General features: G+C 64.6%; 14 protein-coding genes. 11 read left to right on the top strand and 3 right to left on the bottom strand.

From position 1 onward, the window contains the following. Positions 1 to 149: 149 nt before the first annotated feature. A complete protein-coding gene (locus LH128_RS22475) occupies positions 150 to 5711 on the bottom strand; it encodes a DUF3883 domain-containing protein (protein ID WP_165362024.1) in 5562 nt (1853 codons plus the stop codon). A gap of 334 nt (positions 5712 to 6045) precedes the next feature. Here LH128_RS22475 and rnk point away from each other — a divergent pair, with 334 nt between their 5' ends. From rnk to LH128_RS22445, 5 genes are all read left to right on the top strand, one after another. Continuing rightward, the gene (gene rnk / locus LH128_RS22465; protein ID WP_008831986.1) at positions 6046 to 6462 is read left to right on the top strand and encodes a nucleoside diphosphate kinase regulator; all 417 of its coding nucleotides are present in this window, start codon (positions 6046 to 6048) and stop codon (positions 6460 to 6462) included. Between the two features lie 55 nt (positions 6463 to 6517). Further along, positions 6518 to 6691 carry a hypothetical protein gene (locus tag LH128_RS33690; protein ID WP_179443507.1) on the top strand — a complete coding sequence of 58 codons (174 nt, stop codon included), beginning with the start codon at positions 6518 to 6520 and terminating at the stop codon, positions 6689 to 6691. A 246-nt stretch (positions 6692 to 6937) separates the two neighbouring features. After that, a complete protein-coding gene (locus LH128_RS22460; protein ID WP_008831985.1) occupies positions 6938 to 7369 on the top strand; it encodes a hypothetical protein in 432 nt (143 codons plus the stop codon). A gap of 151 nt (positions 7370 to 7520) precedes the next feature. After that, the gene (gdhA, locus tag LH128_RS34185; RefSeq protein ID WP_008831984.1) at positions 7521 to 9746 is read left to right on the top strand and encodes an NADP-specific glutamate dehydrogenase; all 2226 of its coding nucleotides are present in this window, start codon (positions 7521 to 7523) and stop codon (positions 9744 to 9746) included. Between the two features lie 248 nt (positions 9747 to 9994). Then, positions 9995 to 10210: a hypothetical protein gene (locus tag LH128_RS22445; protein ID WP_008831983.1), complete on the top strand. Its 216-nt coding sequence runs from the start codon at positions 9995 to 9997 to the stop codon at positions 10208 to 10210. A 118-nt stretch (positions 10211 to 10328) separates the two neighbouring features. Here LH128_RS22445 and sciP read toward each other — a convergent pair whose 3' ends face one another. After that, complete coding sequence (gene sciP, locus LH128_RS22440) at positions 10329 to 10628, bottom strand: CtrA inhibitor SciP (protein WP_008831982.1); 300 nt, start codon at positions 10626 to 10628, stop codon at positions 10329 to 10331. A gap of 495 nt (positions 10629 to 11123) precedes the next feature. Between sciP and LH128_RS22435 the strand changes: the two genes are divergently transcribed. Both LH128_RS22435 and LH128_RS22430 read left to right on the top strand, forming a co-directional pair. Continuing rightward, positions 11124 to 11396: a hypothetical protein gene (locus LH128_RS22435; RefSeq protein WP_008831981.1), complete on the top strand. Its 273-nt coding sequence runs from the start codon at positions 11124 to 11126 to the stop codon at positions 11394 to 11396. Between the two features lie 57 nt (positions 11397 to 11453). Further along, on the top strand, positions 11454 to 12455 hold the full coding sequence (locus LH128_RS22430) for a rod shape-determining protein (RefSeq protein ID WP_008831980.1): 1002 nt from the start codon (positions 11454 to 11456) through the stop codon (positions 12453 to 12455). Between the two features lie 130 nt (positions 12456 to 12585). On the opposite strand, the gene LH128_RS22425 is transcribed toward LH128_RS22430, so the two are convergent. Beyond that, on the bottom strand, positions 12586 to 13821 hold the full coding sequence (locus LH128_RS22425) for an MFS transporter (RefSeq protein WP_008831979.1): 1236 nt from the start codon (positions 13819 to 13821) through the stop codon (positions 12586 to 12588). Positions 13822 to 13923: 102 nt separating this feature from the next. Between LH128_RS22425 and LH128_RS22420 the strand changes: the two genes are divergently transcribed. From LH128_RS22420 to LH128_RS22405, 4 genes are all read left to right on the top strand, one after another. Next, positions 13924 to 14688: an AraC family transcriptional regulator gene (locus tag LH128_RS22420; protein ID WP_008831978.1), complete on the top strand. Its 765-nt coding sequence runs from the start codon at positions 13924 to 13926 to the stop codon at positions 14686 to 14688. A gap of 397 nt (positions 14689 to 15085) precedes the next feature. Next, complete coding sequence (locus tag LH128_RS22415) at positions 15086 to 15769, top strand: hypothetical protein (RefSeq protein ID WP_233448251.1); 684 nt, start codon at positions 15086 to 15088, stop codon at positions 15767 to 15769. Next, on the top strand, positions 15762 to 16517 hold the full coding sequence (locus LH128_RS22410; RefSeq protein WP_008831976.1) for an RES family NAD+ phosphorylase: 756 nt from the start codon (positions 15762 to 15764) through the stop codon (positions 16515 to 16517). Before LH128_RS22415 ends, LH128_RS22410 begins: the two co-directional genes overlap by 8 nt. Positions 16518 to 16664: 147 nt before the next feature. Continuing rightward, positions 16665 to 17054 carry a hypothetical protein gene (locus LH128_RS22405; RefSeq protein WP_235870846.1) on the top strand — a complete coding sequence of 130 codons (390 nt, stop codon included), beginning with the start codon at positions 16665 to 16667 and terminating at the stop codon, positions 17052 to 17054. The last annotated feature ends 44 nt before the right edge of the window (positions 17055 to 17098 follow it).

Here is a 17098-nt window from a genome sequence, read left to right as displayed (position 1 = left end):
AAAGGCGGGCGCAGATCCATGAGATGCGAAGGCCGGCCGCAAGGTCGCCCTCGCGACCGGCAGACCGAGTTCAGAAAGGGGTTCTGAGCAGACTCGATCCGTGTCGAACCTTACTCCATCCCATCAGACGTCATAAGCCGCTTCCTTTCCTAGCGTCGGCGGTCGAACGTGTAGCGAATGCTATCGCCCGCGATGTTCACCACACCGTCGGCCTCAGGGCCTAGCGGGTTGGGCAGGATGTCGATGGTCGTGGCGCCGGCTTGACCCACATTGGCCACATAGGCGATCACATAGCGGTCGGCCGCGCGAGAGCGGGCTACGTCCCGCGCCCACCGTACCTCGGTCTCTCCCATCTCGAACTGGCAAGGGTCTTCGGTGCTCGCCTTCACCTCGATATACCAGACCTGCTTGTTGAAGCTGATCCGGAAATCATAGCCAAGATTGTCCCGTCCTTCCTGGCCGACGAAGGCCCCGGAATTACCCGACACCCAGCACCGGTCGATATCCTGACCAGGCTGCCGAGCCTTCAGCCAATGATAGACCGTGAGCTCGCCCAGCCGGCCGATCATGTCCTTCTTCTCTTGCGGTATCCCGCTGTAGGCGCCGCCACCGCCTCCGCCGCCGGATCCGGATCCCCAGCGCCAGCTGCGGCCGCCGCCACCAGCGGACAGCTGTGCAAAGCTGCCGATCGGCCGGTTCAGAAGCTTCTTTGACAGGCTGCCGGCCAACTCGGCGGACAGGCTGAGCCAGTCCACATCGAGCGGGTCGCGCAGCGTCCCATTGAGCCGCACCGATCGCGCTTCGCGACTGCGTCGCTCCCGCTCCTCCCGCGCCTTTTGCGCCGCCGCTTCAATGTCGGTTTCGGGGACGCCCAACACCACTCGGTCGAGACTATGTTTCATGCCGGAGGGCCAGGCGCCGAGCTTTTCCAGCCACATGAGGAGTTCGCTTTCATCCCACTGGCGGCAGTCGAACGCGCCCGCATCATCGAGCCTGCGGCGAAGCTCCGTCTCCACCTGCCCGGCGTCGCGCCACAGGTCACCAACCGAAACAGAATGCCGCACGCCCCAGGCGCGCACCAGCGGCGGCGCTGTACGAGCTACCTGACGCAGGATAGTGGCGTTGCCGGTGCGAACGGCCGCGAGATCGCCCAGCCCTTCCGGATTCTCGCCGAGTGCCGGCGCGCCTGTCGCTGCCAGCCATGCCGCCACATGAGCGGCCAGGAGTGGCTCGGGTATCCGCTCATATCGTAGGAGCCAGTCGGGATCGGGCTTGAGGGCGCCCAAGGCTTCGAGGGCCGTCTTGTAGCGCGGATCAGGCGTGAACGCGAGCAGCGTCGGCGCTGTCAGATTGCGAAGCGCGTCGACGATCAGAATGCGATTGTCCGCCACGTAGAAGTCGAGCTGCTGCTGCTGGCCCTCCGGGTCGACGTCCGGCGCGCTTCCCGTCGCAACCAGGCTGGCATTGAAGCTCCCGAACTCCAGGCCCAGCCGTTCGCGCAGCTCCCCTGTCGAAAGCGAAGCCCTGGCCGCCGCCACGATCTCGTCCACGCTGCTCACCGCAGGCAACAGGGATCGCAACTGCTCGGTCGCTACGCCCGCATCCTCCAGCGCGGCAGCCTCGTCTCGCATCCAGGTCTCGAATGCGCTTTCCCCGCCATGGTGGAAGACCACCGCACGAAACCAGGGCGCCAACCGGTCCAGCCGTTCGCCCAGCGCGTCGCGCGCGGCTTCGCCCGCCTGTTCGGTGAGTTCCAGCGCGCGGCACAGACGCAGAAGGTCCCCCTGACCTGAAGGCTGATCGTCGACCGCCACATCGTCGAGCAGCAACTGGCGAGCCAGCAGCTTCATGTGAGGGACAACGGCCGGATGCCGGATAGCCTCGCCGATCGCCGGCAACGCCGCTTCGATCTTGCCCCAGTCGAGCGGGCCGGTTCCCATGACCACAAGCAGTGGCTCGCCCTCGGCCCGCTCGAACTGATAGGCTCCGCGCGCAGTGGGCGGCGTCACATCCTGGCCGTTCAGCAGGAAGCGAAGCGCGGCGGTCTGATGAAGCTCGAGCCGGTCCAGCGTTTGCAGAATGGCGGCACGGTCCGCCGGCAAGCGATTGAGATCGACACTGTCGAGGGCCTCGAGCGCCACGGCGAGCATCAAGCGGAGCCAGGGGCAGCAGCTTACCAACTTGGGGCCCAGGCCCAGTTCTTCGAGAGGCGATCCATCGACCTCGATCGCGTAAGCGAGCTGCGAGGTTCGCCGCACGACGTCGCCGTACAGCTTGTGAAGGAGCACGCCCACGCGCTCCGGCTCGGCCCCGCGGACGTCGAGCAGCGGATCGCCCAGCACCTCGACCAGGCTCGTCGCGATCAGATCCGTGCTGTCTCGAACATAGATCGTCTCGGCGGCACCGGCCGCCACCGTCGCAACGCCGAGCTGACCGCGCCTGCGCACCAAGAGCGCCGCGGGCGGCTTTCCCGGCGGCACGGTCGTATCTTGCGCCCCATATTTCTCAACAAGCCGGGCCCAGCAGCGCGCATAGATGTTGACGAGCTCGCGTTCGTGAAACCGGCGGACGCAGCCTTGGGCGAATTGTTCGGCCAGAAAGCCTGCCTGTTCGAGCAACGTGTCGGGCGCATTGAAGGTCTTGAGCCCGGCATGCTTACGCAGGGTATCGACGACGGCGTCGGGCGTTCGGTCCAGCGCTCGGGCGGCCTTGTAGGAGAGGCGGCGAAGAAACGGCGGGAAGCGATCACTTCCGCGCGCAAGCCAGACCTTGGCGCCTTCCTGCCGCGACCGCTTGAGCCCGTCGGCGCCCGGCTCTTCGCAGGGCAGCCATGCGGCGGATCGCAGGAAAGCCGCTAGCGGCGTGGGCCAATCGCGATTGTCCGAGCGATGATTGTAGCGATGCTTGACCGGCATCCAGAGATGCCGGTGCACAGCACGCCCGATCCAGGCAAGAACGAGCTTGGCATAGGCGTCGAGCGCCTCGTCGCTGAAGGCGTCGACATCTGCTTGCCCTGGCATCCACCACAGCGCCCCGACATCATAATCGGTCGATGTAGGCAGCCCAAGCGAAACTCCCGGCCGGGTCGCGATGTCCTTTTTCAACAGAGATCCGAAACTGTCAGGGAGCCCGAGATCCTTGAGGAAATCGAAGCTCGTCACCCGTCCGGCGCTGACATAATGCTGAAGCTCCTTCGTCCGCGGCTCGAGGCCTCGCTGCACCCCAATCCCGATCAGAAAATCCGTCCAGTCGTCCACGAACCGCGTTCCAAACACGGCGGCGGACGGCGCGGCCAGCCGGCGGGCGCGCACCTCGTCCAGATCGGCGGATCCCGCAGGCGCGAGCTCGAGAAATTGCTGCAGGTCATAGCCAAGGGTGCGGTCGGGCCAGGCCGAGGAGAAGACCGCCTCCGACGCGCGGATGAATTCGCCATCGATCGTCGGCACGAAGAGGCGATAAGCGGAAGACAGCGTGACGGCTCGCTTGATCGCAACCGAGCGGCGCCAGATGGCAAAGGCCCAGCGCAGTCCCGCTGCCCTGACCTTCTTCGTCTCGTCCCGCTCGAGAATCTGCGAAATGCGGGTGAGCAGCGCCTCGCTTTCGAATGCCGTCGCCAGATCCTTCTCCAGGAACTGACGAGCGGCGGCGAGCTCCCCATACCAGGGCAGTCTGTCGTGCAGGAAGGCGAAGAATTCGCGCAGCGGGGCTGGCGGATAGAAATCCTCGCCAATGCTGTCTTCGGCATCGCCGCGCCGTGGCGGCACAAACACCGAAGCTTCGCGCGGCGCGCGGCGCGTCCGGCGCTTGGGCGTCTCCCCCCGCGACGGCTCGGGTCGCGCTTGCGATCGCGTGGCGCGCAGCGAGCCATCCTGGCAAATCAGAATCGCCTTGCCCGCCAGTGTCGAGGCATCGCCTCCCATGAAGTCGGACAGGTCGCGGTAAAAGGCGGTCCAACGCGTCCAATCAGGCCTGCGCGGCTTCGCGATCGCCCTCGCCAGCCCCTCGACAATGATGGCCCGCTCCGATGCGGTCATGCGATCCTTGAAATGGCCGCCGGCATGGCTGCGCAGAAACAGCGCCAACTTCTCGCTGCGCTGCTCGCCAAGCCCCGGCCAGAAGGGCGCGAGGCCCGCGGACTGCCCGTGCCGCGCGATCACGTCGAGCGAGAAGGACGTGTCGGCGCCCTGCACACGGCGCGAGCCCGCCGGACTGACAAAGGCAACCGGCCCGAAGGGGGGCCGGGCGAGCGCATCCCCGGTCCAATCGGCCAGGCATGGAACGAAGTCCGCATCCGCCAGCGAGGACGCCCCCCACTGCCGAACAATCGCAGCGGTCATCGCGGTGCCGAGGTCAATCGCCTCCTCGCCCTCGCCATCGCTCTCGCCCTGCAGTAGGCTCGTCGGCGTATTCCAGAGCAAGAGGTCGACAGCCGCCCGCACAGCGGTGAGGAGGGGGACCTTCGCTTCCATTTGCGCAGAGCCATGTCGCTCCAGCCAGGCCGCCGTCGCGGACGCTAGCTTTACCGCATGATCGAGCACCAGGGCATTGACCCGCACGGCAGGGTCGAGGCTCGTCCGGTTCGAACTCGGAAAAAAGCTGCCGTGCAAATGGCCGCGGAACGGAGACGTGGCGCCGCGCCCCATTGGCAAGAAGGTGTAAAGACGAGGGTGAAAGTCCGGCATCGTCTCGCCGATCGGGACAGCAACCGCTACCTCGCCGCTGCCTTTCCACCCCTTCCAGCTCTCCGGAAGTGCGCCACTTTCAAGGCCCTCTGCAACCGCCGCCTGCATGTCGCTCTCGGGGATTTCCGCCCGGGCGACCCAGAAGGAGTCGTTTTCGCCCAAATCGACCAAAGCTGGACCTTGATCGTCTTCGAGCGGCGTCTCGCTCCGGGAGAGTTTCAGGTCGAGCGCGTCCTCCTTGATCCGGTCACCCTGGATTTCTGCGCGCAGCGTCGCAATTCGGCGCAGGAACAGCAGCATCGGCGCTTCGGCCTTGGCCAGGCCCAATATCTCGGCGCGAACCACATCGAGGGCAGCCTGGTTGCGCAGCGGCAATCGGATCACGCTCGAGAATCCCTTGCGCGCGAATTCCTTCACCGTGTCCGGCGTCTGGTCCAGCCAGCGAGGGATGTAAAAGGCTGGAAGGTCGGTGCGCGCGAGCGCCCGCGTGGCCTCGTCGGGAAGCAGCGGATCAAGTTCGCTGCCGCGGGCGAAGGTGAAGCGATAGCCGTCGAAGAGATCACCCGGACTGTCCTCGGTCAGGCGCGAATAGATTTGCGGAATATCGCTGACGTGCCGGACACTGCGAAAGCCGAGGCCCTTGTTGCCGACCGCCTCGCCCGGCGGCTTGCTCGACAAACCCATTTCGCAAAGCGCGTCGACATTCCTGGACGCAAAAGGTTGCCCTCGATTGGCGACGTAAAGCGTGCCGCTGTCGCCTTCATCACCCGCGAGCAGGACAGCGATCTCTCCATCCCGTCGCGCCCGGTCATGGGCGTCGTGCCCGTTCTGGATGAGTTCGATCAGGAAGCGGCCGTGATAGTCCGCGATGATGTGCTGGGAAAGGCTCTGGTTCTGCTTGTGGACGGGGTCGTAATAGACGCCGTCCTCGTCGATCGTTCCGCAGAAACCCTTGATCTTCCGACTTGCGATGCGCTCGATATGGGCGCGCGGCGGCAACGCCGCCAAAAGACTGGCGCGCTCGGACAAGGCAGCTGGGCTGCGGTCTGGGTCACTTACGGTTGCGATCGGCTTTCCCCCTCCGCGCACGTTGCCCATGCGCCGTGCTACGCGCAAGGCCGGCGAGCGGCATCTCGGCGGATGGCTTGGCATCGGGTTTGACTTGGGGGCACAAGGGGGACATCATCACCCGATGCAGATGCTGCGTCATCACTTCCGGTTCCGCCACCACGGGGGACAGCTTCTCGCGGGCATTTAGCCCCGGGTTCCGGCGCATCCTGCCCCGAGCCCGGGGCTCGATCAGTACAATGTGACGCACCACTTGGATTGGTGCGCCTTGTCTCTATTCCGGAAAGCCATAGCCATGACCAAGACCAAAGCGGCCCGCCGGCCGCCCATCCATATGATCGACAGCGAAGCCGATATCCTGGCCGATCTGGCCACCAGCGCCGCCAGCCGCCTGCCCCAGGTCAGCCAGTTGCTGCTGGAGGAACTGGGACGCGCCACCATCCACAAAGCTGAGAGGATTCCGGGCGACATTGTCACGATGCACAGCGTGGTCCAGTTCACGGACGCGGCGAGTGGTAAGGAGCATCGCTACCAGCTCGTCTATCCCAAAGACGCCGACATCGCCGAAGGACGTATATCCATCCTTACACCGGTCGGTGCCGGGCTCATCGGCCTGCGCGCCGGACAATCCATTCTCTGGCCCGATCGCGATGGACATGAACGGCTGCTCACCATCGCGAAGGTAAGCCGCGAGCCGCTGCCGCTTAGCTAATGACTGTGTTACCTAGCCGGGCGCCGCGCGCACTGCTCCTGCACTGGAGGCCTGAATGCGTGTAAACACCGACAAATCTATGAAATTGGCGCGTTACGTCAAAGCCAAATACGGAACATGGCAGGCTATGCGCAGGGCTGCCAGGTTGGAGAATGGCATTTTCATCATCGATCGTGGCGCCGCCGGCGGCGAGGAAGCGAAGGCCCCCCACCCGGCAAAGTCGATATAGTCAGTCCCGGCCTAGGCGCTCGCCGCAGATCGTCGACCGTATTGCGTCGCCGAAATGGCCACCTGCAACGATAGCATGTCGGGACCTTCATCAATCAAGCGCAATCTGCACGAACACCGAGCTGCGACAATTGAAAGCTTTTCCTCTCAGGCAGCCCTGCTGTAACTTGCATTGGACCACACAACCCGGAGCATTGCGCATGTTCAAACGGCTGAAGCAGCAAATGCGCAGTGCTCCGTCCCGAAGGTGGTGAAGCTGCCCGGGCAAACGAAGACAGCCGCCCTGGTCATCTCCGATGACGAAATTCGAGCGGCTTTCCGCCAGGCAACGCTCAATCATCTGGCCGACGTCCACGGCCTGAAGCCGGTCTACCGCTCCGATCTGCAGTCTGAGAAGGCTTTCAAAGCGGCCCAGGCAGACATGCCTCTCATCGCCGTCTGGAACGAGCACCAAAGGCCGGAGGGCCTAGCCTTCTCCCTTTCGGTCAATATGCTGCTCGTGAAAGCGGCACTCGGGGAATATATGGAGGAGCTCGATCCCTGGTTCAACGAGGAGTGTGCGCGCATAGTCGCCGATTTCAAGGATCTTACCTATAATACGATCGTGCAAACCGCGACCGAAACCGGATGGACCCCCAGCGCCATCTGCGCAGCACTCGCCGGCAAGCCGAACGCCTGAGCCAAGGCGATGCCCCCAATGACCTGCTAGCCGACGGCATCCGCGCGAAGAGCGCCCCTGCCACCCCCACCCCTCTCACCGAAGACACCACGATGGCCTTTCGTACAGCCTCGCATTAAGCGCTTGAGGGTGTTCGCCCTTGGGAGAAATCATGTCGAAGATCGATGAGAAGCTCGAGCCCGTGCTCGATCAGGTCCTGCGCCGGAATGCAGGAGAGCTCGAATTTCACCAGGTCGTGACCGAGGTCCTCGAAAGTCTGGGCCGCGTCGTCGCGAAATATCCCAGCTATCTCGAGAACGCCCTCATCGAGCGGATCTGCGAGCCCGAGCGCCAGATCATCTTCCGCGTCCCCTGGGTCGACGACCGGGGCCAGGTCCACATCAACCGCGGCTTTCGCGTACAGTTCAACTCGGCACTCGGCCCCTATAAGGGCGGCCTGCGCTTCCATCCGTCGGTGAACGTCGGCATCATCAAATTTCTCGGCTTCGAGCAGACGTTCAAGAACGCGCTCACCGGCCTTCCGATCGGTGGCGGCAAGGGCGGCTCCGACTTCGATCCGCGCGGCCGATCGGACGGCGAGATCATGCGCTTCTGCCAGTCCTACATGACCGAGCTTCACCGGCACCTGGGCGAATATACCGACGTCCCCGCCGGCGACATCGGCGTGGGCGGCCGGGAAATCGGCTATCTGTTCGGTCAGTACAAGCGCCTGACCAATCGCTACGAAGCCGGTGTCCTTACCGGAAAGGGCCTGGTCTACGGCGGCTCCCGCGCGCGGACCGAAGCAACCGGCTACGGCGCGGTGTACTTCGTCGAACGCATGCTCGCGACCAAGCAGCTCACCTTCGAAAATCGCCGCGTGGTGGTGTCGGGCTCGGGTAATGTCGCCATCTACACCGCCGAGAAGATCACCGAATTCGGGGGAAAGGTCGTCGCCTGCTCGGACTCCAGCGGCTATGTGGTCGATGAGGCCGGCATCGATCTCGCGCTCCTCAAGGAGGTCAAGGAAAGCCGCCGGGAACGCATTTCGGAATATGCCAGGCTCAAGGGCGACGGGGCACGTTTCTCCGATACCGGCTCCATCTGGGATGTCCCCTGCGAAATCGCCATGCCATCCGCCACTCAAAACGAACTCACCGGCCGCGACGCCAAAGCGCTCATCGAGAACGGCTTCCTGGGTCTCGCCCGTGCCATCATGCTCGCTATTCTGGCTGTCAGGGCATCGCGTCCGCACCGCGCGCCCCAGCCGCCCGCCATCGTCCCGGGACGCTTCGTCTCGGTGCTCATCCCCGCCTTCAACGAGGCCATGGTGATCGAGCCTTCCGTGCGCCGGGTCCTTGCGAGCACGCAGGTTGAGGTCGAGGTTATCGTCATCGACGACGGGTCGACAGACGCGACCAGCGCAATCGTCCGACAGGCCTTCTCGGACGAACCGCGCGTGCGCCTTCTCACCCTTGAAAATGGCGGCAAGGCACGCGCCCTCAATCGCGGCCTGGAACTCGCCCACGGCGAGGTCATCATCGCGCTCGATGCAGACACGCAATTTGAGCCCGAAACCATCGCGCGCCTGGCGCGCTGGTTCGCCGATCCCGCGATTGGCGCCGTCGCCGGCAATGCGAAGGTCGGCAACCGGATCAATCTCGTGACACGCTGGCAGGCCATCGAATATGTGACGGCCCAGAACCTGGAGCGCCGCGCGCTCGCGCAGTTCGATGCCATCATGGTTGTACCCGGCGCCGTCGGCGCCTGGCGCAAGACGGCGCTCGCGGACGTCGGCGGCTACCCGACCGACACGCTGGCCGAGGACCAGGACCTGACCATCGCCATCCAGCGTCACGGCTGGCGGGTCACCTATGATACCGATGCGATCGCCTGGACCGAGGCCCCCGAAAGCTTCCGTGCGCTCGTCAAGCAACGATTCCGCTGGGCCTTCGGCACGCTGCAATGCCTGTGGAAGCACCGCGCCGTCTGGAAAACGGGCCGCCCGGCCGGTCTCGCCTATGTCGGCGTGCCGCAGGCCTGGGTGTTCCAGATCGGTTTCGCGGTGATCTCGCCGCTTATCGACCTGGCGCTGGTCGTCAGCCTCCTCACGACAATCCTTCGGGTGAGCCAGCACGGCTGGGCGCAGACCCAGAGCGACGTGCTGCGCATGGCGGTTTACTGGATCCTGTTCACCGCCATCGATGTCCTGTGCGGCTGGATCGCCTATCGGCTCGAGCGGCGCGAGAAGCGCTATCCGGCATTGCTCCTGGTCGCGCAGCGCATCGTCTATCGCCAACTCATGTACGGCGTCGTCATCCGCGCGATGGTCAACGCCGTCCGCGGGCCATGGGTTGGCTGGGGCAAGCTTGAGCGAAGCGGGCGCGTATCCACTTAGCGCGCTGGAATCAGGCCGCCATTCCCCACGGTTGTCTGAAGCAACGGCGCCTGGATGTGCGCTCGACTGTGACCGGCGACATCGACCGGTTCAGTAGAGACTTCTGTCGCAAGAAGTAAAGCAGGTCAGCTTCACCTTTTGGTTCCATGACAAATGGTTAACGTGAATTGCCCGGTTGTCGAACCTAGTATCGTCTTCGCGAGTCGCATTGCAATCCCGCTGCGCTCGTTGGAAGAAGGACCAGGACGATGAAGACCTTCATGCTTGCCGCCGTCCTCGCGATCGGCGGCGTAAGTGCTGCAAATGCCGCCGAACCGGCGGGCGACTATCCGCTGTGTTCGAAGACGATTACCGACGAATGCATCAACCCCTCGCAGGCGCCCCGGGCGACAGCCCACAAGGCCCATCATGCCCGCCATGAAGCGAGCCGGCTCCAGCACAAGGCGGCCACCCAAGGCAATTGACCTGCCGCTGACGGGGGCCCGCGCAAGCGGCCCCCGAAGCCGCAGCGAGAACCAGGGGCATGCTGCCAGCCGTTTTCCGGATCGCATTCTTCGGACGCCGATGCTTCGCCGGCAAGCTTCAGTAGCGCGACTGCCGTTCGTAGAGCTCACGATAGTGCTGGATCCGCGTCACGCGCAGGCCCGGCAAACCGGAGCGGTCGACCGCGCGCTGCCAGCCGGCGAACTCCTCAAGCGTCAGGTCATAACGGTCGCACACCTCACCGATCGTGAGCAGCCCGCCATTGACCGCCGCGACGACTTCGGCCTTACGTCTGACGACCCAGCGCGACGTGTCCGGCGGCGGCAACGTCTCGAGGCTCAGCGGCTCACCCAGCGGCCCGATCACCCGCGCGGGGCGAATTTTCTGCCCTTCGATCATCCTAGCTCTCCCGCGATTTGGAGGAGCCGATAGTGATCGGACAGGGTTTCCAATGTCTGAGCCAAGGGGCTTAACAGACCATTAGCCGTAGCGGCGCGGCGCATTTCTCGAACCTGTCATCGCCGCCCATAGCCTCGAGGCCAGGGCCACTGGACGGCCCAGCATCCGCCGCGCGGCTCGGTGGCGAACGCCCTGTCATTTGCGCACCCCGCGATGCGTGCTACGCTCGGCGGATGAGCGGCCTTCCAGCCTTTCTCCGGTTCGCAGCGCACGGCGGCACCCTCATGACGCGCCTGCACCCCTCGGCGCGGGCCTGCCTCTAAGCCAGGCGGGACACGCGGCCGGGGTGCGACAGCCAAGGCTCGCTCGAGCCTCCCGAACGATGCGTCCCCTCAGCGGACGCCCACCGACTGGACCTTCTTCATGAACAGCCAAACCCCCGCGCAAGACACGGGGCCCCTCCTGTCCGCCCACCGTCCGGCCATAGAGACCGCCATGGCGCAGCATCTCGCAAGCGGGCCTGCGCCGACGGAAGCGGACCAGCACGCCGCCCGCGACTTGGTGGGCCTTCTCATCGCCGCGCTATCGTGCGCCGGCAGCCCTCGCGCCGATCCGCTCGCGATACCGCGACCATATTACGCCCTGTTTGGAGACGGTCTCGCGCCGGTGCTCAGGGACGTGCTCGCCAGCGATGCCGATGCGCCCCTCCTCGCGCGCTGCATCGACGGTTTCTGGGGCGCGATCCGCGACCGGGAGCAGGCCGTCTGATGCCGGCCAGACGCCAATATGGAAGACAAGGAAGCCAGGGACGGGTAGGACGATCCGATGACGTCTTTCCTGCCCCAGCGGCGACCTGAGATCGCGATCGATTTCGGGACCGCGAACATCCGCGTCCTGCGCCGCGGCGACGGTCTCGTTTTCGACGAGCCATCGCTTTGCTGTGTCGCCGGCAAGCACAGCATGACCAGCCTCTTCGCCGCCGGCCGCGAGGCCTACGCAATGATCGACCGCACGCCAGCGGCCCTGCGCATCGCGCGGCCGCTCTGCCGCGGCGTGCTCCAGGACATCGATGCGGCAAAGCGGGTGCTTCGCTATGCGCTGTCGAAGTCCACGGGCAGGCGCCGCTGGCGCACGCCTGCCGCTATCATCGGCGTGCCCGCCGACGCGACCCAGGCAGAGCGCGGAGCGATGCTCACCGCAGCGGCCGACGCGGGGCTCGGCCCGATCACGCTGCTCACCGAGCCCTTGGCCGCCGCCATCGGGGCCGGGCTCGCGGTCGATGAGCCCGCCGGGTCGATGATCGTGGAATGCGGCGCGGGAACGACCGAGGTCGCGGTCTTCTCGCTTGGCGGGATTTGCGGGACCGGATCAGTGCGGATCGGCGGCGACACCCTCAATCGCGCGCTCGCCGACCAGGTCCATCTCCAGCACAAATTCCTCATCGGCGATCGCTCGTCCGAGCAGCTCAAGCTCGACTATGTCGCGCATAAGGGCTCACGCAGCGCGCAAGGCGATGCGATACCTGTCAGCGGACGCTGCCTGCGCACCGGCCTCCCCAAGACGATTGCGATCAAGATGGCCGATCTCGACCGGGTCGTCGAAAAGCACGTAGCCCAGATCGTGAAGGTCGTGCGTGACGTGCTCGGGCAGACCGCGCCCGACCTTAGCCAGGATATCCATGACAAGGGCATCCTGCTGACGGGCGGCAGTGCTCTCGTGCCCTTGATGCGCACTATGATCGCGGAGGCGACGGGGCTTGAGGTCATGACGGCCGATGAGCCCGCGCAATGCGTCGCCAAGGGCCTGGAGCGACTGCTCGACGCTTGAGCGGATCCAACTCCGCTGTCGATCCAGGGAAAACCGAACAGACCGGCGATGCAGGAGCCCTGGAGGCAGCTGACCGACGCGAGCGGGCGGGCGGGCGAGAAACTTCTTCCCCGTCGCTGGGCGGAACGGGTTAGCTCGCGTCAGGCTTTGGCAACAGCGCCGTCGCCACGCCCAACAACGGCAACCACGCGCACAGACCATAGACCCAGACGATACCGTAGTGATCGGCCAGTTGGCCAAGGCCTGCCGCACCGATACCGCTGATCCCGAACATGAGCCCAAACATCAGGCCCGAGACCATGCCGACCCGTCCGGGCACGATCTCCTGCGCATAGACGACAAGCGCGGCAAAAGCCGAGGACAGGATCAGTCCGATGATGACCGCCAGGATCGCGGTCGCTGTCAATCCGACGTGGGGCAGGATCAACGCAAAGGGCGCAACGCCCAGGAACGACACCCAGATCACCGCCTTGCGTCCGATCCGGTCGCCCACCGGACCGCCGGCAAAAGTGCCGAGCGCGACCGCCGCCAGGAAGCAGAAAAGATAGAATTGCGACTCCCGTGCCGTGAGGCCGAAACGCTCGATCAGGTAGAAGGTGAAGTAGTTGGTGAACGCGCCGATATAGATGAACTTGGCGAATAGCAGGACGCCCACAACGCCGAGCGCGCACGCGACCAGCGCCTTGTTCAGAGGCTGGGCCGCCGCCGCCGAGGCGGAAGCAGCGCGAGCCTGCGGATGATGCAGCCGCCAGCGCGTGACGAGGAACAGCACCCAGATCGCGGCGATGGCGGCCAGCGCAAGCCAACCGACCGAGGTCTGCCCGAACGGCAGGATCACGGCCGAGGCGATGAGAGGGCCAAGCGCGGAACCGCTGTTGCCCCCGACCTGAAAGCAGGATTGCGCAGTTCCGAACCGGCCTCCCGAGGCCATTCGCGCCACCCGCGAGGCTTCGGGATGAAAGGTCGCCGAGCCGATGCCGATCACGGCCGAGGCCATCAGCAACGTCTCATAACTGCCGGCGAGCGCCACGCCGGCGATACCGATGAGGGTCACCGCCATGCCCGCGGGCAGCAGCCAGGGCTTGGGATACTTGTCGGTGTGCAGCCCGATCCACGGCTGCAGCAGCGAGGCGGTGATCTGATAGACCATCGCCAGCCAGCCGATCTGGCCGAACGTCAGGTGATATTTCGCCTTCAGCATCGGATAGATGGCCGGAAGCACCGACTGGATGAGATCGTTGAGCAGATGGGCCACCGCTACCGCGCCAACGATGCCGGTAACGAAACCCTGCACGTGCGGCGCGCGGTTTTCGCCCGAGGGAGCGGCGGGCGTTGTGCTGACGATCGGGGCGGCGTTGGTGGCCATCGAAACTGCTTTCTTCTTAAATCTGCGCAACCGCCTGTAGCGAGGTGACGAGCGTCCCGCTTCGCCCTATGGGTCATTCGTTTCTGCGATTGGGACAAAGCCATGAACATCATGACTACCGAGCATGACAAAGCGCCGCGCCCGCTCGTCGCGATCGGGCATGACTATCCGCCCTCCTACGAGCTCGCCGAACATCGTCATCGCCGCAGCCAGTTTCTCTATGCCGCGCGCGGGGTCATGGCAGTGAGCACACCCGATGGCGCCTGGGTCGCCCCGCCTGAACGGGCGGTATGGATCCCGGGCGGAACGGCACATTCTGTGCGCATGGTCGGAGCGGTACAGACGCGCAGCGTATTGATCGAACCCGGCATCTGTCCGTCGCGCGGCGCGCGGACCCAGGTTGTCGGCGTGTCGGCCTTGCTGCGTCAACTGCTTGTCGAGGCGGCCGATTTGCCGATCGAATATGACGAGCACGGGCGTGACGGACAGGTCATGACCTTGCTCGCGTCAGAAATCGATCGTGCGCCGGCCATCCCCCTGGCAGTGCCCTTCCCTTCCGACTCCAAGCTCGCATCGCTCTGCCACGCCTTCCTGAACCAGCCCGACGCCTCGGCGGCCATCGACCTGTGGGCCAACGCGATGGCGATGAACCGCCGGACTTTTACGCGACATTTTCGCCTGCAGACTGGGATGAGCTTTGGCGCTTGGCGGCAACAGGCTTGCCTCTCGGTGGCCCTGCCAAGGCTCGTGGCCGGCGAACCCGTGACGGCGGTTGCACTGGATCTGGGCTATGACGGACCCGGCAATTTTTCGACGATGTTCAAGCGGGTCCTTGGCGTTCCCCCAAGCCATTATCGTGCGGGGTGACAGCGACCTACGGTCCATGCTGATTGCGACGGCATCGTCGGGTCGTCGACCAGGGTGGCGAGCCTTCAGCGAGCCTTAGAGATCGCCTTTTTTCGCGACTTTCTTGTGAACTGCTATCAGTTCCGGTTCTCTAAAGAATATTGGATCCGCTGCTGCACCCCTCGGTCGGTGCTGCTCCCATCGAAACTTTGTTACCTCGAGCTGTGCTGATCTGGCTCACCCATCAATGATGTGCCGCGCGGCACAAAGCGCGGCACATCATTGATGGCTGGGTCGTGCGACATTTGCTTGCTGCAAAAACACGGCGGTTGATCGGAGCAAGTGCCTTCGGGGAACGTCGGCCATTGAATATTTAGAATATCGTGTTATGTAGATAACCGTCATATCCAAGGAGGCGATGATGGCCACCGCAACAGGGTCGGATTTCTCGGACGTCCGTATTAAGCCGCTAACGGGCTCCGCACGCGACGTGCGCGCGCACCTAAAGGACGATGACGGACCCATCATCGCTTTTCAGCTGGAACATGCTGGCGAGGCTGCGGCCTCTGCCTTTGCCGAGGCGGTTCGCCTGATCGCGCCGATGATTCTGCGCAACCTCGCCGCCCATGAGACAGCAACCCTCGAAAAGCTGGTCGACGCCCTCGTCCCCGCCGTTTCGCCGCCCGAACATCTGCTCACCCAGGCTCGGATGAACGCCGAAGCCCGTAAGGCCGTGCTGGAAAGCGCGGAATGGGTTAATGCCGCCAAGCTTTCCGAAATCGCCGGGTTCTCCGGGCAAAATTCGAGCGCCCAGCCAAACAAGTGGAAGCGCGAGAGGCGGATCTTTGCGCTGCGCCACGATGGCAATGATCTCTATCCGGCCTATGCCCTCGATCCCGACGCGCAGTATCGTCCCGTGAAGAGCCTCGCGCCTATCCTCGAGGTGTTCGGCGACGAACTCGACTCCTGGGATATCGCGATCTGGTTCGCGTCCGCCAACGGGTTTTTGGGCGGCGCTCTGCCACAGGATCTCCTCATCAGCGATCCCGAGCGCGTACTCGCGGCCGCGCGAGACGAGGTCGCAGGCGTGCGTCATGGCTAAAGGAGCCAAACCCCGCGAAGCGGGTGCCGATCCAGCCAAGCCGCGAACGCGCAAGATGGCGCCTGTCGCTCCCGCTCCCGCCCGTGCCGGAGCGATCCCTTCGCGCACGATCGCCTCGCCGCCCGCCAATCTCGATGCGCTCGTAAAACGCACGAGCTGGCCAGCGAGCCAGATAATCCATCGCATTCACCCCGATGAATACACCCCGGACGCATTCAATCCCGGGCCTGGCGGCAATGCCCGCTTCAGCCCGATCCGCGATGCCGCAGGTGACGCGATCCCCACCATCTATGGCGGTACCACGCTCGAATGCGCTGCCATGGAAACGGTCTTCCACGATGTGCCTCATGCGCCGGGACTGAAGACCGTCGCGAAGCGCAAGCTCAGGAAGCATCATTATTCCAGATTGCAACCCGCCGCGGACCTCAGGCTCGCCGATCTCGGCAGCACCGCGCTGCGCAAGCTTGGTATTCCGCGGGTCGATCTCATCGAGAGCGACAAGGATTTCTATCCGCAGACCCGCGCCTGGGCGGAGGCCATCCATGCCCAGTGTACGGACGTGCAGGGCCTGGGCTGGGTATCGCGTCAGGACGATAGCGCGCGCGCCCTCATTCTGTTCGAAGACCGGCTGCCGCCCGATCCATTCAGCAGCGTCGAAGCGCCCGTCAATATCGTCGCCGATGCCGACACCTTCACTGCACTCGTCGAGCTCGCCGACATCATCGGGGTGAAGATCACCGGCAAATAGCCACGCGAAGCCCGCTTCGGCGATCCAGCTGCGACCTGCTCCGCCAGGCAGCAGCCTCCCTCCCCTTCCTAAAACCCTGGCGACCGCGCGGCTTGTACGGGCGGCGCCAAAGCCTGGAGAATGCCTATGTTCGAACCGAAATCCAAAATGACCCCGCACGCCGAAGCGGACTTCCTGATCCAGGAAATCCGCGACACGCGCACCGCCTACGACAACGCGACCGTCGACAAGTGGCGCGCCCAGCATCTTGGCATGATCGGTCTGCGCATGAGCGCGCTGGTTCGCGCCGCCCGCAAGGTGCTCGCCGCCGCCCACCCGACAACCCAGAGCGACACCGACGCGGACCAGTGCACCATGCTGGAAGCGCGTACCAGCACCTATCTCAATTCTGCCAGCCGGCTTTCCGCCACGATGGAGCATGAGTGGCCCCGCGACATCCAGCAGGAGATTGATGCGCAGGCCGACGACCTTATCCGCGATGCAGACGCGATTTCGGCGGAGCTCGCCGCAATCGTCGCACGATATCCCGCCCCCTGACATCCGTGCTTCTCGGCCATCCCGCGCGATCACCGCGGGTGGCC

This window comes from Sphingomonas sp. LH128, from assembly GCF_000293195.2.
Taxonomy (GTDB): Bacteria; Pseudomonadota; Alphaproteobacteria; order Sphingomonadales; family Sphingomonadaceae; genus Novosphingobium; species Novosphingobium resinovorum_A.
Note: the sequence above shows the minus strand (reverse complement) of the source record. Positions and strands in the feature narration are given on the sequence as shown.